Source organism: Anaerostipes sp. (genome assembly GCF_018381315.1).
GTDB lineage: Bacteria > Bacillota > Clostridia > Lachnospirales > Lachnospiraceae > Anaerostipes.
In genome coordinates, this window is record NZ_JAGZSD010000001.1 from 1 (window position 1) to 14,344 (window position 14,344).

At 44.3% G+C, this 14,344-nt stretch carries 18 protein-coding genes; 11 read left to right on the forward strand and 7 right to left on the reverse strand.

What is annotated here, in order from left to right; translation table 11 throughout:
• From KH180_RS00005 to KH180_RS00025, 5 genes are all read left to right on the forward strand, one after another.
• On the forward strand, nt 1-327 hold a 327-nt coding region (locus KH180_RS00005), incomplete at its 5' end, for a hypothetical protein (RefSeq protein WP_290755144.1).
• Between the two features lie 53 nt (nt 328-380).
• Nucleotides 381-959: a hypothetical protein gene (locus KH180_RS00010; RefSeq protein ID WP_290755146.1), complete on the forward strand. Its 579-nt coding sequence runs from the start codon at nt 381-383 to the stop codon at nt 957-959.
• A gap of 104 nt (nt 960-1,063) precedes the next feature.
• Nucleotides 1,064-1,411 (forward strand): MmcQ/YjbR family DNA-binding protein, encoded by a 348-nt coding sequence (locus KH180_RS00015; RefSeq protein WP_290755149.1) that lies wholly within the window; start codon nt 1,064-1,066, stop codon nt 1,409-1,411.
• Nucleotides 1,408-2,133: a nitroreductase family protein gene (locus KH180_RS00020; RefSeq protein ID WP_290755152.1), complete on the forward strand. Its 726-nt coding sequence runs from the start codon at nt 1,408-1,410 to the stop codon at nt 2,131-2,133. The genes KH180_RS00015 and KH180_RS00020 overlap by 4 nt, the downstream gene beginning before the upstream one ends.
• Before the next feature lie 26 nt (nt 2,134-2,159).
• Entirely contained in the window at nt 2,160-3,188 is a 1,029-nt protein-coding gene (locus tag KH180_RS00025) for an NUDIX domain-containing protein (RefSeq protein ID WP_290755155.1), read from the forward strand.
• A gap of 50 nt (nt 3,189-3,238) precedes the next feature.
• On the opposite strand, the gene KH180_RS00030 is transcribed toward KH180_RS00025, so the two are convergent.
• The 4 genes from KH180_RS00030 to KH180_RS00045 are packed head-to-tail and all read right to left on the reverse strand — an operon-like array spanning nt 3,239 to nt 6,305.
• Nucleotides 3,239-3,817, reverse strand: a complete 579-nt coding sequence (locus KH180_RS00030) for a TlpA family protein disulfide reductase (RefSeq protein ID WP_290755158.1) — start codon at nt 3,815-3,817, stop codon at nt 3,239-3,241.
• Nucleotides 3,818-3,826: 9 nt separating this feature from the next.
• The gene (locus tag KH180_RS00035) at nt 3,827-4,498 is read right to left on the reverse strand and encodes a cytochrome c biogenesis CcdA family protein (protein WP_290755161.1); all 672 of its coding nucleotides are present in this window, start codon (nt 4,496-4,498) and stop codon (nt 3,827-3,829) included.
• Between the two features lie 8 nt (nt 4,499-4,506).
• Nucleotides 4,507-5,871, reverse strand: coding sequence for an FAD-dependent oxidoreductase (locus tag KH180_RS00040; protein ID WP_290755164.1), 1,365 nt, complete (start codon nt 5,869-5,871; stop codon nt 4,507-4,509).
• Nucleotides 5,868-6,305, reverse strand: a complete 438-nt coding sequence (locus KH180_RS00045) for an RrF2 family transcriptional regulator (protein ID WP_290755167.1) — start codon at nt 6,303-6,305, stop codon at nt 5,868-5,870. The genes KH180_RS00040 and KH180_RS00045 overlap by 4 nt, the downstream gene beginning before the upstream one ends.
• A 170-nt stretch (nt 6,306-6,475) precedes the next feature.
• Between KH180_RS00045 and KH180_RS00050 the strand changes: the two genes are divergently transcribed.
• The 3 genes from KH180_RS00050 to fucO all read left to right on the forward strand — a co-directional run bounded on the left by KH180_RS00050 (nt 6,476) and on the right by fucO (nt 9,287).
• Nucleotides 6,476-7,444 carry a DUF1848 domain-containing protein gene (locus KH180_RS00050; protein WP_290755170.1) on the forward strand — a complete coding sequence of 323 codons (969 nt, stop codon included), beginning with the start codon at nt 6,476-6,478 and terminating at the stop codon, nt 7,442-7,444.
• 19 nt (nt 7,445-7,463) lie between these two features.
• Nucleotides 7,464-8,012, forward strand: a complete 549-nt coding sequence (locus KH180_RS00055; protein WP_290755626.1) for a TetR/AcrR family transcriptional regulator — start codon at nt 7,464-7,466, stop codon at nt 8,010-8,012.
• Nucleotides 8,013-8,138: 126 nt separating this feature from the next.
• A complete protein-coding gene (gene fucO / locus KH180_RS00060) occupies nt 8,139-9,287 on the forward strand; it encodes a lactaldehyde reductase (protein ID WP_290755172.1) in 1,149 nt (382 codons plus the stop codon).
• A 65-nt stretch (nt 9,288-9,352) separates the two neighbouring features.
• Here fucO and KH180_RS00065 read toward each other — a convergent pair whose 3' ends face one another.
• Complete coding sequence (locus tag KH180_RS00065; RefSeq protein ID WP_290755174.1) at nt 9,353-10,399, reverse strand: phosphatidylinositol-specific phospholipase C/glycerophosphodiester phosphodiesterase family protein; 1,047 nt, start codon at nt 10,397-10,399, stop codon at nt 9,353-9,355.
• 246 nt (nt 10,400-10,645) lie between these two features.
• Here KH180_RS00065 and KH180_RS00070 point away from each other — a divergent pair, with 246 nt between their 5' ends.
• On the forward strand, nt 10,646-11,728 hold the full coding sequence (locus KH180_RS00070; RefSeq protein WP_290755177.1) for a glycerol dehydrogenase: 1,083 nt from the start codon (nt 10,646-10,648) through the stop codon (nt 11,726-11,728).
• On the opposite strand, the gene KH180_RS00075 is transcribed toward KH180_RS00070, so the two are convergent.
• Nucleotides 11,725-12,354: a TIGR01906 family membrane protein gene (locus tag KH180_RS00075; RefSeq protein WP_290755180.1), complete on the reverse strand. Its 630-nt coding sequence runs from the start codon at nt 12,352-12,354 to the stop codon at nt 11,725-11,727. The genes KH180_RS00070 and KH180_RS00075 overlap by 4 nt on opposite strands.
• 45 nt (nt 12,355-12,399) lie before the next feature.
• Here KH180_RS00075 and yaaA point away from each other — a divergent pair, with 45 nt between their 5' ends.
• The gene (gene yaaA / locus KH180_RS00080) at nt 12,400-13,149 is read left to right on the forward strand and encodes a peroxide stress protein YaaA (protein WP_290755184.1); all 750 of its coding nucleotides are present in this window, start codon (nt 12,400-12,402) and stop codon (nt 13,147-13,149) included.
• Here the strand turns inward: yaaA and KH180_RS00085 are convergent.
• A complete protein-coding gene (locus KH180_RS00085; protein WP_290755188.1) occupies nt 13,146-13,622 on the reverse strand; it encodes a TspO/MBR family protein in 477 nt (158 codons plus the stop codon). The genes yaaA and KH180_RS00085 overlap by 4 nt on opposite strands.
• Before the next feature lie 94 nt (nt 13,623-13,716).
• Here KH180_RS00085 and KH180_RS00090 point away from each other — a divergent pair, with 94 nt between their 5' ends.
• A complete protein-coding gene (locus KH180_RS00090) occupies nt 13,717-14,310 on the forward strand; it encodes a hypothetical protein (RefSeq protein ID WP_290755190.1) in 594 nt (197 codons plus the stop codon).
• Nucleotides 14,311-14,344: the final 34 nt, after the last annotated feature.

Here is a 14,344-nt window from a genome sequence, read left to right on the forward strand (position 1 = left end):
GGAAAAAAGTCTGCTTTAATCACCAGGCGTAGTTTTTGTACGGAAATACAGGCGGCAGAGGATGGGAGGATATCAAGAATGGCAAAACAGGGACTGTTGGATTTTTTGGCAGAGAAAAGCGGATGTGCATATCTTTCGGAACTCAGAGACGGGATTAAGAGCAGAGTGATCAATCAAGTTTTGGACAAAGTGGATGCTGACAGTTTCAGTTTAAAAGAATGGCAGGATGCAGTAGAATACTTTACAGAGGAAAAAGAGAACATTCAGGATCAAAAAAGTGCAAAAAAGCGCTTGAAAAAGCATCTTTCAGGGAAATACAGTAAATAACTTCACAATTTTATAGTTCTGCATAATATAAAAGAAAAAGGAATAGTTTAAGCATGAGCTTTTGTGAAAATATATGGGATTCTGATCAGGAAGAAAGTATAAAGATCAAGGGCGGGACAATTGAAAACATCATGCGTTCCGGAACCATTGATTATGTACAGACAACCTGCTTTCTGCCCGAAAGCAGTAAAAAACAGTCTGTTGTCATAATGATTGTGGATGACCATACATTAATCCACTGCAGCAACGGGAAAAAGATCACTTCCAAAGATTTAAAAGAAGGCATGATGATTGATGCATGGGTTTCCATGGCCATGACGCGCAGTATTCCCCCTCAGACCAGGGCGTACAGAATTATTGTGAAAAGCAGTCCTTGCGGAACAGCGCTGACCAACGGAAAAGTGGCCGAAGTTGATCTGCACAACAACTTTCTATATACAGGGATACCCGGCAGAGCCGAAAGCCAGATCCGATTTGTGGTCACAGAAGATACTCCCATTCTGGACCGCCGGGGCAGCAGAATCCGGCTGCGGGATTTAAGGCAGGGTGACCGGGTGCGGGTAGAGCATGCGGATTTTATGACGGCAAGCATTCCGCCCCAGACAAATGCATTTATGATTCAAAGATATTAAATATTAACAGAAACAGGCAGCAGTCCGCTGTCTGTTTCTTCTTTTTCTGGGCAAAAACCAAAAATCAGTGTTATAATAGAAAGACTATGGAAAGGAGGCCGGGTATGCGGACAAGGGATGAAGTAATTGCATATTGCATGTCTTTGAACCAGGTTTATGAGGATTATCCGTTTCATGACAGTAACTGGACGGTGATGAGGCATGAGACAAACAAAAAGACATTTGCCTATATTTTTGAACGGGACGGGCATATTTGGGTCAATATAAAGTGTGATCCGGAGTGGATCTCAGTGTGGAGAGAGACTTATGATTCTGTTGTGCCGGCCTATCATATGAATAAAAAGTATTGGAATTCAATTATTCTGGACGGTTCCGTCCCGGACAAAGATATAAAACGAATGATCGGGGAGAGCTACGATTTAATCAGGGCGAGCATAAGGAGGCAGAAATGAATACGAGAGAAGCGATCAGCCGGAGATGTTCCAGAAGAACCTATCTTCCGGAGTATTTAAGAGAAAAAGACGCTAAGCCCTTGTTTCAGATGATCCGGGAGATCAATAAGGAACAGGGACTTCATCTGCAGCTTATTACAGATGAGGGAAATATATCGAAGATTAAAATGAGTTACGGCATGTTTAAAAATGTACATGGTTTTATTGCAATGGTGGGGAAAAAGGACGATCCAAATCTTAAGGAGAAGCTGGGTTATTTCGGTGAAAAGCTGGTGCTGCTGGCCACTGCTGCAGGACTTGGCACATGCTGGGTCGGAGGTACATATAAAAAAGACAGCTGTGTATGCGATGTGGAGCGGGACGAGAGCCTGGAAGCGGTTATCACCATAGGGTATGTGGAGACAGATAAGAGGACTAAAGAAAAGATGATTTCATCCTTTGTAAAGAAAAAGGGCAAAACAGCAGAGCAGATGCTGAAAGCAGATGGGGAAGTTCCGGACTGGATCATGGAAGGTATGGAAGCTGTCGTAAAAGCGCCTTCCGCTATGAACGGCCAGCCTGTGGAATTTTTGTGGCAGAACGGAAAGCTCAGCGTTTCTGCGGAAGTCAAAAATGGTTTTGAAGAGATCGATATGGGGATTGCAAAACTTCATTTTGAGCTGGGAACAGGAAAAGCAGGGTACTGGGAGTTAGGAAACGGGGCGGAATTCCGCCCGTTATAAACAGATGAAATCAGGATGGATGATAGATGAATGAGATTAAATTTTCAACGCTGTGCTATATAGAAAAGGACCACAAGTATTTAATGCTGCACCGGACAGTGAAAAAGAATGATGTAAATAAAGATAAGTGGATCGGTGTCGGCGGGCATTTTGAATACGGAGAAAGCCCGGAGGACTGTCTTTTAAGGGAAGTGCGGGAAGAGACAGGACTAAGGCTTACATCCTTTCAGTTCCGCGGCATTCTTACATTTCTTTGTGATGACTGGCCTATGGAATATATCAGCCTGTTTACAGCTGACGGTTATGAAGGGGACATGATCTCCTGTGATGAAGGCGTCTTAGAGTGGGTGGATAAGAAGGATATCATGAACCTGAACCTTTGGGAGGGAGACAAAATCTTTTTTAAACTGCTGGCTGAGAACGAGCCTTTCTTTTCCCTGAAGCTTGTGTATGAAGGAGACCGTCTGAGACAGGCGTGTTTAAACGGCAGTGATATGGAGCTCTTTGATATCCTCACACCGGATGGGGAAGCTACAGGAGTAGTGAAGGAGAGATCAATAGTACACGGGAACGGAGACCTACATGGGACTTCCCATATCTGGCTGGTGCGCAGGAAGAAGGATGGATTCGATCTTCTGCTTCAGAAGCGCAGCCTGGGAAAGGATGCATTTCCCGGCTATTATGATGTGTCTTCTGCCGGACATATGAATGCGGGAGATGATTATCTGAATACTGCTGTGAGAGAGCTTTCCGAGGAGCTTGGAGTACAGGCAGAGCCCCGGGAGCTGCGGTTTATAGGTATGAGAGACTCAGTGGTAAAGGATGTTTTTCATGGGAAACCATTTCACAATCATGAGCTGAGTGCAATATACATTTATGAGACAAAGCTTACGGAAGAAGAATTCACCCTCCAGAAAGAGGAAGTGGAGTCTGTGCGCTGGATAGATTTTTTTGAATTCCAGGAAAAAGTGAAGAAAAAGGAAATAAAGCACTGTATTTTTGAAGACGAGATCCGGATGCTGGGTGAGGCTATGAACTGCAGAGTGGATATTTGAGTCAGGAAAAGGAGGGAAGCTGTCCGTTGTCAGTTTCCCTCCTTCTTTTATTATTCCTTTATCAGTTTTTTAATCTCTGATTCTAAGGTGCTTTCTGCCATGGCTCCTCTTGCCCCGGATACGATGTCACCGTCCCGGCTGACAAAATAAGTTGTGGGAAGAGATTCCGCCTGATAGTTATAAGCAGCTTCCTGTTCCGTATCGTAATAAACAGGGAAAGTGTAGCCCTGTTTTTTGATAAAATCAGAGGCTTTTTTCTTTGTCTCTCTTGCGCCGTCAGTCATATTGACCATGACGAAGTCCACTTTGTCTGAATATTTTTTATACATGGCTTCAAATCCCGGCATCTCCTGCTTGCAGGGAGGACACCAGCTGGCCCAGAAGTTAAGGACAATGGGTTTCTTTCCGGTCAAAGAGAAAAAGCTGACAGATTTACCTTTGGCATTCTCAGCTGTGAAGTCCGGTGCCGTGACCGTTTCCTGTTTTTCTGTACTTTCATTTGAAGAAGTCTCTTCCGCTGTTTCCTCTGCCGTATAGTTTTTGCTGAGATTCTGGTAAAGGATAAAAGCTCCGGCTAATAGTATGATGAGGATGATAACAATCCCTATCAGTTTTGTTCTCTGTTTCATAGATTCCTCCTAAAATGTCAAGATTGATAAAAAGCGGTCCATCATTCCGAACATCATCATGAAGCCCACGATAATAAGCAGAATACCGGATATTTTTGTGATGATCCCATAGTGGGCTTTGATCCATCCAAATGCGGTCATCAGCCGCTCAATGATAACAGCGCTGATGATGAACGGTATACCCAGCCCCATGGAATAGAGAAAAAGCATGAGGATCCCCTTGGCTGCGGAACCCTGCTGGGATGCCATCATCAGGGCAGAACCCAGGAACGCACCTACACAGGGAGTCCACCCAATGGAAAAAACGATGCCGAATATAAAAGATGAGATGAGGGAATGTTTTTTAACTTCCATCTGGCTGCGTTTTGTCCGGTTTAACAAGCCTATGTTGAATACCCCGATAAAATTCAGGCCGAAAACAATTACAATCAGTCCTGTTACAATGTTTACAATGGTCTTATGTGAATTGAGCAGTCCCCCGAGAGTGCCTGCAAAGGCACCCAGGAGAACGAATACAAAGGTAAATCCGGCTACAAAGGTTATGGCATTGGAAAGAGCCTTATGTTTCGGCCGGTCTGTCGTCTCACCTGCAAAATATGAAATGTAGATGGGCAGCATCGGCAGAAGACAGGGTGAAATAAAGGTGATGATTCCTTCTAAAAATGATATCAAATACTGCATAAATTCTCCTAGATATTAAATAAGTCGTTAAATGCCTCACTCATGGTCGGGTGCGTATAAATAGTATCTCTCAGTACTGTATATGGAAGATGGGCATCCATGGCAAGTTTGATCAGGTTAATCATTTCATGGGATTCAGCGCAGAATAGATGAGCGCCTAAAATCTCGTTGGTTTTGGCATCAATTACAGCTTTCAGGAGGCCTGTTGTCTGGCCCAGAACGTTGGCTTTCGGAATCGCGGCGGCGGGCAGTTTTGCTGTTTTTACCTCATAGCCCTGCTGTACAGCCTCAGCCTCGCTTAATCCAACCCTGGAAAACGGAGGGTCTAAAAAGACACTGTACGGTACGGCGCCGCGGTTGTTAATGTTCCGCTCTTTGTTTCCCAGAATCTGTGATTTTACAATGCGGAAATCATCCAGAGAGATATAAGTAAACTGAAGGCCCCCGGCCACATCTCCCATAGCGTAAATACCGGGAGCTGTTGTCTGAAGAAATTCATCCGTCTTTACCGCATTTCTTGGGGTCAGCTCAACTCCTGCGGCGCTGAGATTCAAATCCTTTACGTTGGGACGGCGTCCGGTAGCCACTAAAACAGCATCTGCCAAAATCTCTTTCGGACCTTCCGGTGTTTCTGCAGATACAACGGTCTGCTGTTCCCTGTCATGTACGGAGCTGATTTTCGTGGAAAGCAAAAGTTCAACCCCGCGCTCTTTTAAGCTTGCTGCAACGGCATCTGCAATATCCCGGTCTTCTCTTGGAAGAAATACTCCGCCGTCCTGGATCACCGTGACGTCAGATCCAAAATTCCGGTAGATAGAGGCGAACTCCATACCGATATATCCGCCGCCGATGATAACCAGCTGTCTTGGCAGATCTTCAAGGGAAAGCATAGTCTCGCTGATGTAGACACGGCGGCTGCCGGACAGACCTTCAATCGGAGGGATAAAAGGACTTGCCCCGGTGTTAATAAAGATTTGTTCTGCCTCCAGCTCGATTGTCTCATCCTGCAGAGCTACTTTTACATGACGGCTGTCCACGAAGGATGCTTCACCGTTGAAAACATCTGCATTTTCGAGGTCAGCAACTTTATGATAATTTTTATTTCTGAGTGCATCTGTAAGCTTCGTTTTTTTGGCGGCTGCTTCTTTATACAGTCTTGCCTTTTCTTCAAAGGAAGTATCAAGTTTGGCGGAAAAAGCTGCACTTGTCACAAATGATTTGGAAGGAATGCATCCTACATTGATGCAGGTTCCTCCATACATTTTGCTGTCCTTCTCGACAAGGGCTGTTTTCTTTCCGGCGGCGGCCAAGGTTCCTGCTAATGTTTTTCCGCCTTTTCCGAAACCAATGATCACTGCATCGTATTTTTTCATACTTCATTCTCCTTTACTGTGGAATGACCAAAAATCTTCTGATCGATAGTCTCAATGGTTACCTGTTTTAAATAATCTCTGCACAAATTATCCAGTTTTCCGTAAACGTCATCCATAATACCTGCCATGCCGGAGGCAACCAGACAGGGAAGATTGCTGTCGCCGCTGCGCCATGAGGATGAAACAAACTGCACATCCAGGGCTCTGCTGATGTCTTCCAATGTTACCTTTGAAGGGTCTAAGTCAAATAAATATCCTCCCACCACACCTTCCTTTGTAGAAATCAGGCCCCTTTTTTTAAGTTTGCCCATAATCTTTCGGACTCTGGCCGGATTCGTACATATATTGGCTGCCAGTTTATCGCTGGATACGCTTTCTTTTTTGTGATTTAAAAAAACAAGTGCGTGGACTGCTATCGTAAATTCGCTGTTCATATATTGATCCCCCTCTGTTTCATCAAATATGTAATTATCTGAGTTACAGTTTATATTGTAATCATAACAGTTACAGTTATTCGTGTCAACAGAAAATCTAATAATTTTAAGAATTATATCAGCAGATTGCTTTGGCCATGATATACTATATTTAAAAGGAGAACATCACTATGATTCTGAGTGTAAGCCGCCGGACGGATATACCTGCATTTTACGGAGACTGGTTTTTAAATCGAATAAAGGAAGGCTTTGTTCTTGTGAGGAATCCTGTAAATCCAAAACAAGTAAGCTGGATTGCTTTGACCAGGGAGAACGTTGACTGCATTGTATTCTGGACGAAAAACCCATCAAACTTTATGCACCGCCTGAAAGAGCTCAAGGACTATCCGTTTTACTTTCAGTTTACTTTAAATGGATACGGCAAAGAAATAGAACCGGGGATTCCGGACAAGGAGCAGAGGATGATTCCTCTATTTAAAGAGCTTTCCGGGCAGATCGGCAGGGAGAGAAATATCTGGCGTTATGATCCTGTATTAATCAGTGAAAAGTACTCCTTAGAATGGCAGATCCGTAAATTCGAAGAGATGGCAGCATCCCTGGGCGGATATGCAGACAGGGTAGTCATAAGCTTTCTTGATGTGTATAAAAAGATAAAAATCAGACTGTCCCACATGGGGATCAGACCTCTTACGGAAGAAGAAGTCTTTTCTTTTGCTGAAGCAGCTGGTGCAGCGGCCGGGAAACACGGTATGGAGGTTGTTACCTGCGCAGAAAAATACGATTTGTCCTGTTTTGGCATTCAGCCAGGTTCCTGTGTGGACCGCAGGCTTGTGGAAAAGGTCATAGGGATGGATATTTCTGTGGATAAAGATAAAAATCAGAGATCAGAGTGTGGATGCGCGGCCAGCATAGATATCGGGGCTTACGATACCTGTCCCAACGGATGTGTCTATTGTTATGCCAACAGGGACGATGTATCTGTAAAGAAGAAGACAGAAAAATACAGTCCGGAATCTCTGGCGCTCTGCAGTGAACCGGATGCATATGACAGGATAAAAGAGCGGAAGGCAGAGACCTGCGTGGAAACCCAGCTCAGCTTATTTGCACCGGACATGTGTTATATTAAAAAATACGAATAAAGGAACAGAGGTGAATGATATGGATGCTTCCGAGAGGACAAAATATAAACTGGCCAAAGCCGTCAAAGAGCTGATGGCTTATACGCCGGTGGACCGGATCACGGTGAAACAGATCGTGGAGTGCTGCGGTCTCACAAGGCAGACCTTTTACAGGAATTTTAAAGATAAATATGACCTGGTAAACTGGTATTTTGACAAACTTGCCATCGTGTCGTTTGAGCAGATGGGGGTCAGCCTGACTCTAAGAGAAGGACTGATCAAAAAGTTTGAGTTTATCAAGGGAGAGCGGCATTTTTTTACTGCGGCATTCAGGTCAGAAGACCATAATTCTCTCCTTCAGCATGATTATGATTTCATCTACAGATTTTATTCCGATATTATAAAAAAGAAGCTTCAAAAGGAAATACCTGCGGACATCAGGTTTCTTCTTGAGATGTACTGCCGCGGTTCGATTTATATGACCGTTCAATGGGTGACAGAGGGTATGAAACGAAGCACAGAGGAGATGGCAGATCTGCTGATCCGTGCCCTGCCGCCGGAACTTTCAGAGCTTTTAAAAGATCTTTAGGTTACACTTTTTTGGGATTGTCACATTTTTGACATTCAGTGAAATCTGTCACTTGTCCGGCAGCCATAAGGAGATTAAACTGGAGTTAAAGAGACAAATGACCAGTGGTAAGTTAAGGAGGTTGCTATGGCAAAGCGTATCGTGTTAAATGAAACATCGTATCATGGAAAAGGTGCAGTCAGTGAGATTTCAGCAGAAGTCGGAGCCAGAGGTTTTAAGAAAGCTTTTATCTGTTCTGATCCGGATCTTGTAAAGTTCGGTGTGACAAAAAAGGTAACGGATGTACTTGACCAGGCTGGATATGAATATGAAGTATATTCTAACATTAAGCCAAATCCGACGATTGAAAATGTGCAGACCGGAGTGAAAGCGTTTAAGGAGTCCGGAGCAGATTACCTGATTGCAATTGGCGGAGGTTCCTCTATGGATACGTCAAAAGCCATAGGAATTATTATTGCCAATCCGGAGTTTGAGGATGTCAGAAGCCTTGAGGGTGTGGCGCCTACAAAGAATCCTTCTGTGCCGATCATTGCGGTTCCCACAACTGCCGGAACAGCAGCAGAGGTTACCATTAATTATGTAATTACTGATGTAGAAAAGAGGAGAAAGTTTGTCTGTGTAGATACCCATGATATTCCGGTTATCGCTGTGATTGATCCGGACATGATGTCTTCTATGCCGAAGGGGCTTACAGCGGCTACCGGAATGGATGCCCTTACACATGCCATTGAAGGATATACTACAAAAGATGCCTGGGAAATGACAGACATGTTCCATTTAAAAGCGATTGAACTGATTTCTGAGAATTTAAGAGGTGCAGTAAATAACACAGATGAGGGACGTGAGGGAATGGCCCTCGGACAGTACGTAGCAGGTATGGGATTCTCTAATGTAGGCCTTGGAATCGTTCATTCTATGGCTCACTCTCTGGGTGCAGTCTATGACACACCTCACGGCGTTGCTAATGCTATTCTTCTTCCGGCAGTCATGGAATACAATGCGGATGCTACAGGAGATAAGTATAAGTATATTGCCAAAGCTATGGGAGTGGAAGGCACAGAGGAAATGAGCCAGGAAGAATACAGGAAGGCTGCTGTGGATGCAGTGAGACAGCTTTCTGTAGATGTGGGGATTCCTCAGGATCTGAAAGAGATTGTGAAGGAAGAAGACATTCAGTTCCTTTCAGAATCAGCGGCAGCAGATGCATGTGCGCCGGGAAATCCAAAGGATGCAAGCTTAGAGGATATCATCGGAATTTACAAATCCCTGTTATAGCAGCAGGATTAGATACTGAAGGGAAAAAAGAATCCGGGACAGCCAAAATGCTGTGCCGGATTCTTTTAATGTTTGTTAAGAAACTGATTCAGAAATTCCTGTTTTTTCAGGTTGAGAGAACACAAATCTACCTCTGTATTTGTTAAGTAATCTGTGTAAACCCCATAAACTCCAAGCTTCATATATTCTCTGGTTTCATAGACGCTGTTGACTGTATGGGTAAAAGAGTAAATGCCGGCCTTACTGAGTAATTCCATTCTGAAATCATTGACACTGCCGGACGGAACAGTAACGGCTTCAATCCCGTTAGCTTTACAAAACCGTATCATCTTGCTGAAAGCAACGTCCGTCTGCTTGTAGGTCGTATATACAACATGGCGGAAGGGATGAACTTGCTTGATGGCATAATACATTGGCTGATTATAAATCTGTACGATCAGCCGGTCAAGAAGATATTTCTTATTCATCTTCTCAGCAGTCCGTACTATGACTGAGAAATCATCTTTTGCTGCAGCGGCATCGCTGTCCTTTGTGTCTGTCATTATGTAAGTATCAGGATATCGGTCCATGAGTTCAAAGAGTTCTTTTAATGAGACGGATGTATACTTTCCATAAAGCTTGACCCTTTTAAATTGCGCATAAGAAACGGGGCTGCCCCCTTTGCTTTTCGGATCACTTAAATCCTTTCCCCAATAATGCCGGGCAACCATGACATGATCAGTGGTCTGCATCAGATCCACTTCAAAAACCTTGAAGCCCTTTTCATAAGAGTTTAAGAAAGCATCTTTGGAATTTGTATATTCTTTTCCGTCGATCTCACCCAGAGCATGGGCAACAGCGCGGTGGTCATACCATTGCTTTGTGTTCTCTTTTTGTTCTTCAGATGTTTTTTCTGTGCCGGTTTGTACGGGCTTTTCCTGTGACTTCCATGTCTCCTTGCTGTAGCTTTTGTAAACATGGACTCCTGAGAATATGGCGGCGCCCAAAACAGCGAAAAAGGACAGATACAGAGCAGCCTTCTGTGCTGCCGCCCGTATATGCCGTGGCTGATGTTTTGCTTTTTTTACGGCTTTTTTGATTGATTCTGTTTTAAATTTTTTTCGGGTGCGCATACACTTCTTCCTTTGTAAAGAGATTGTAATAAATGCGTTAAATAATAATATAACATAAAAATAACAGAAAAGCATTGGCTGTGTCTATCTTTATTTATCGGGGAGCCTTTCCAAGTATTCCTATGACAAAGTTTTAACATTCAGCGGTGGATTTTCAAAAGAACTTCATGGTATAGTAAATATATTGATACTAGTTAATCTCTCAAACGATTCATAAGAATCAAAGTATTCAAGGAGGAAATCACTATGGCAAGTATTATCGCAAGCCCAAGCCGTTATATTCAGGGAAAAGGGGAGATCAAGAACCTGTGTACATACGCACAGAACTATGGAAGCAACCTTTTTGTGCTGACAAGTCCGTCCGGAAGAAAAAGGGTGGAGCCTTCCATCACAGATGGTCAGGGTGATGCAAAGATTACATATGAGGCATTTAACGGAGAGTGCTGCATGACAGAGATCAATCGTGTTATGGAGATGTGTGAAAAAGCCGGAAGCGAAGTTATCGTGGGAATCGGCGGCGGAAAAATTCACGACACTGCAAAGGCAGTGGCTTACTATATGAAAAAGCCGGTGATCATAGTGCCGACCATTGCATCTACAGATGCTCCGTGCAGTGCACTGTCTGTTATCTATACTGATGAAGGTGTCTTCGAGAAATACCTGTTCCTTCCTGCAAGTCCGAATATGGTGCTGGTGGATACTGATATCGTCAGCAAAGCGCCGGAACGCCTTTTGGTAGCCGGAATGGGAGACGCACTGGCAACATATTTTGAGGCGAGGGCATGTAAGCAGTCTGACGCATCCAACTGTGTGGGCGGAAAGATTACACTTGCTGCAATGGCTCTGGCAGAACTTTGTTATGAAACTTTGATGGATGAAGGAATTGATGCAAAACTTGCTGTCCGTGAAAATATCTGCACAAAAGCAGTGGAACATGTCATTGAGGCAAATACCTATCTGTCAGGAATCGGATTTGAGAGCGGCGGATTGGCCGGGGCACATGCAATCCACAACGGTTTAACTGCAATCCCGGAAACCCATGAGTTTTATCATGGAGAGAAGGTAGCTTTCGGAACCTTGGTACAGCTGGTTCTGGAAGGGGCAGACCAGGATGAGATTCAGGAGGTTCTGGGATTCTGCCAGGAGGCAGAGCTTCCGACTACCCTTGCGGATCTGGGAATCAAGGAAGTCAAAGAAGAACAGATCATGGAAGTAGCGCGCCTTGCATGCTCTCCGGATGACACCCTGGGCAACATGCCGTTTGAAGTGACTCCGGAGGATGTATATGCAGCGATTATCGCAGCGGACGCATTGGGAAGATACTATTAAGATTCCTGCCTGCGGCATAAATGCTTTCCTGTAAGGAAGCACACAGCGCATAACAGGACAAGGACTGCGGCCATCAGGACAGCGCAGTGAAGAAAAAAGGCATCCGGCAGGATGGTGATGACAGGGTCAAAAGCTTCATCAAAAATCCAGTAATCATTGGAGAAGGCAAGTTCGTGAAATATCACGAAGGACCTGTCCCATCCGGCCGCCCAGATAAGGACTCCGAAAATCAGGGGAAGCAGGGCGGCTAAAACGGATGCTTTTTTTAAAAAGCGGAAATCCTTTTTTTCCCGCTTCCATAAAAGGCCTGCAAGGATTATGATAAAAGATGCCGCACAGGCATATTGAATACCGGAGAAAATACGCTTCACATCCTGAAAGTGAATCTTTCCTTCCTCTGACATGGAAAGAGAGGGGAACTTCAGGTCTTTTTTATAAAATACAGAATTATAGTCGATCAGCCGGTCATAATTTTCTCTGATTTGTTTTTCAGAGTATCCGGATTCCCGGCTGATATGGAGCAGCTGAATATCAGCGTAATAAAGCGGCCGGAAGTTCAGCGTGAAGATGACCGAAAATGTAATAAGAAACACCGATAATGAGATTGTAAGCAGAAATTGTTTCATGATGCACCGCCTTTCATGAAACCCATTATAACACAAGGAAGTACCATGATAGCGATTATTTCACCTGCAAAAAATATGAAAGTCAGGAATGAGAAACAGAAGAATCTGACAGCCCCTGTCTTTTTTGAGAAGACTGAGCAGATTTATGAAGAATTGAAAACTTTAAAGCCCTGGGAGATCGAATCCTTGATGAAGGTAAATGAAAAGATTGCCCTGCAGGCTTTTTTAGATATACAGGATTTTAAAAACGGACCCGGCAGCGCTGCCATTCTCACCTATGACGGCCTGGTTTTTCAGAATATAAAGGCAGCAGACTTTAACGGATGGGATATGAAATATGCCCGGAAACATGTCAGAATCCTGAGCGGGATGTACGGAGTGCTGAAGCCGGCAGATGCCATTCATCCGTACCGTCTGGAGATGGGGTGCAGGTTTAAGCCGGCGGGGCAGAGCCTGTACCAGTTTTGGGGAGATGAGATTTATAAGGAACTTTACAGAGAACAGGATGTAATCCTCAATCTGGCTTCCGAAGAGTATGCGAAAACTGTGAGGAAGTATCTGGATGGGCCGGACCGTTTTGTGGACGTGGAATTTCTCACCATGAGGGGCGGAAAACTCCGGACCATCGTGGCATGGGCCAAGATGGCCAGAGGACAGATGGTCCGTCATATTGTGAAAAACAGGATTGACCGGCCGGAGGATATCAAAGAGTTTGACTGGGATGGATATGCGTATGAACCGTCTCTGTCGACAGAATCCAAGTATGTATTTATCCGGCGGGATTTAAAGGTTTAATTGACGATCAGGAATCCGAGGTTTAACAGGGCCGCGAAAAGACACCAGACGATATACGGAATCAGAAGGCAGGCAGATTTTCTGATGAATTTCTTGTAGACATAAAACATCAGTGCGTTGAGCAGATTCAGAGCTAAAATCCATACAAAGGAGAAGAACACCAGCCCATATTCAAAGAAAATGATCGGCCAGAAGAACAGAAAGCAGGACACGGCAAGAAACAGCTTAAGTCCCTGCTTTTTTTCCTGCTCTGTTATGTCTGAGACCAGCATTGTATAAAGGCTTAACCCGAGTAAAATATCGAGGATCAGCCATACTACAGAAAAGATCCATGGAGCCGGAACGAAGGGAGGTTTATTCAGCTGGCGGAAGACCTCATCCATCCGGGGAGTTAAAAGCCTGGACAGCAGGCTTACCAGAATCGGAAATACGATGCAGAGTTTTAATAGCTGCTTTTTTGACAATTGTTTCATAACACACACCTGGGCCTTTTTACATAGTCTATGCAGCAAGGGTTGTATATCTTGACAAAAAAAGTTATTATAGTGGGAAAAGGAGAGATGCGAGATGGAATTAAAGTGTCCGAAGATATATCAAAACGGAAAATATTTAGCTTACGGCGGCAATCAGGAATGGTTTCCAGGCACTTTCCAGCGCCGGGCGGGATGCGGCAGCGTTACGGGCACCAATATCGCCGTCTGTGAGGGACTGTTTTCTAAAGAGGTTAAGGATCCTGCTTCTATATCCTATGAATCATATCTGGAACTTATGGAAGAGATGTATCGTTATATGACGCCCGGTTTTATGGGCTATCCGCTGATCGGAAAGTTTAAAAAGGATTTTATAAGCTTTGCATCCGGCAGAGGCAGGGAACTCAGGGCAAAGAGTATGTTTCTGCCAAGAGACAGGCAGGCCTGCCTGGAATTTATCAAAGAAGGACTGTACAGCGGACACCCCGTTGCCCTGCTGATCTGGAGACATTCCAGGAAGGAGTTCCGTGAGGACAACTGGCATTGGGTGACCATCACAGGGTATGACGAGGAGAAGCGTACTTTGATCTGGTCCAACTGCGGAGAAAGAGAAGAGATTCCAGAGAAAGTACTTCTTGATGACTCCGCCAGATATTACATCGGTCTTGTGAGATTTGAAGAAATAATTTAAGGAGTTCCGATTTTTACAATTCATATGAAATGAA

What these genes read in the sequence shown, in the direction of transcription:
- KH180_RS00010 (WP_290755146.1), top strand. Translation starts at nt 381, where the DNA reads ATGAGCTTTTGTGAAAATATATGGGATTCTGATCAGGAAGAAAGTATA.
- KH180_RS00015 (WP_290755149.1), top strand. Translation starts at nt 1,064, where the DNA reads ATGCGGACAAGGGATGAAGTAATTGCATATTGCATGTCTTTGAACCAG.
- KH180_RS00020 (WP_290755152.1), top strand. Translation starts at nt 1,408, where the DNA reads ATGAATACGAGAGAAGCGATCAGCCGGAGATGTTCCAGAAGAACCTAT.
- KH180_RS00025 (WP_290755155.1), top strand. Translation starts at nt 2,160, where the DNA reads ATGAATGAGATTAAATTTTCAACGCTGTGCTATATAGAAAAGGACCAC.
- KH180_RS00030 (WP_290755158.1), bottom strand. Translation starts at nt 3,817, where the DNA reads ATGAAACAGAGAACAAAACTGATAGGGATTGTTATCATCCTCATCATA.
- KH180_RS00035 (WP_290755161.1), bottom strand. Translation starts at nt 4,498, where the DNA reads ATGCAGTATTTGATATCATTTTTAGAAGGAATCATCACCTTTATTTCA.
- KH180_RS00040 (WP_290755164.1), bottom strand. Translation starts at nt 5,871, where the DNA reads ATGAAAAAATACGATGCAGTGATCATTGGTTTCGGAAAAGGCGGAAAA.
- KH180_RS00045 (WP_290755167.1), bottom strand. Translation starts at nt 6,305, where the DNA reads ATGAACAGCGAATTTACGATAGCAGTCCACGCACTTGTTTTTTTAAAT.
- KH180_RS00050 (WP_290755170.1), top strand. Translation starts at nt 6,476, where the DNA reads ATGATTCTGAGTGTAAGCCGCCGGACGGATATACCTGCATTTTACGGA.
- KH180_RS00055 (WP_290755626.1), top strand. Translation starts at nt 7,464, where the DNA reads ATGGATGCTTCCGAGAGGACAAAATATAAACTGGCCAAAGCCGTCAAA.
- fucO (WP_290755172.1), top strand. Translation starts at nt 8,139, where the DNA reads ATGGCAAAGCGTATCGTGTTAAATGAAACATCGTATCATGGAAAAGGT.
- KH180_RS00065 (WP_290755174.1), bottom strand. Translation starts at nt 10,399, where the DNA reads ATGCGCACCCGAAAAAAATTTAAAACAGAATCAATCAAAAAAGCCGTA.
- KH180_RS00070 (WP_290755177.1), top strand. Translation starts at nt 10,646, where the DNA reads ATGGCAAGTATTATCGCAAGCCCAAGCCGTTATATTCAGGGAAAAGGG.
- KH180_RS00075 (WP_290755180.1), bottom strand. Translation starts at nt 12,354, where the DNA reads ATGAAACAATTTCTGCTTACAATCTCATTATCGGTGTTTCTTATTACA.
- yaaA (WP_290755184.1), top strand. Translation starts at nt 12,400, where the DNA reads ATGATAGCGATTATTTCACCTGCAAAAAATATGAAAGTCAGGAATGAG.
- KH180_RS00085 (WP_290755188.1), bottom strand. Translation starts at nt 13,622, where the DNA reads ATGAAACAATTGTCAAAAAAGCAGCTATTAAAACTCTGCATCGTATTT.
- KH180_RS00090 (WP_290755190.1), top strand. Translation starts at nt 13,717, where the DNA reads ATGGAATTAAAGTGTCCGAAGATATATCAAAACGGAAAATATTTAGCT.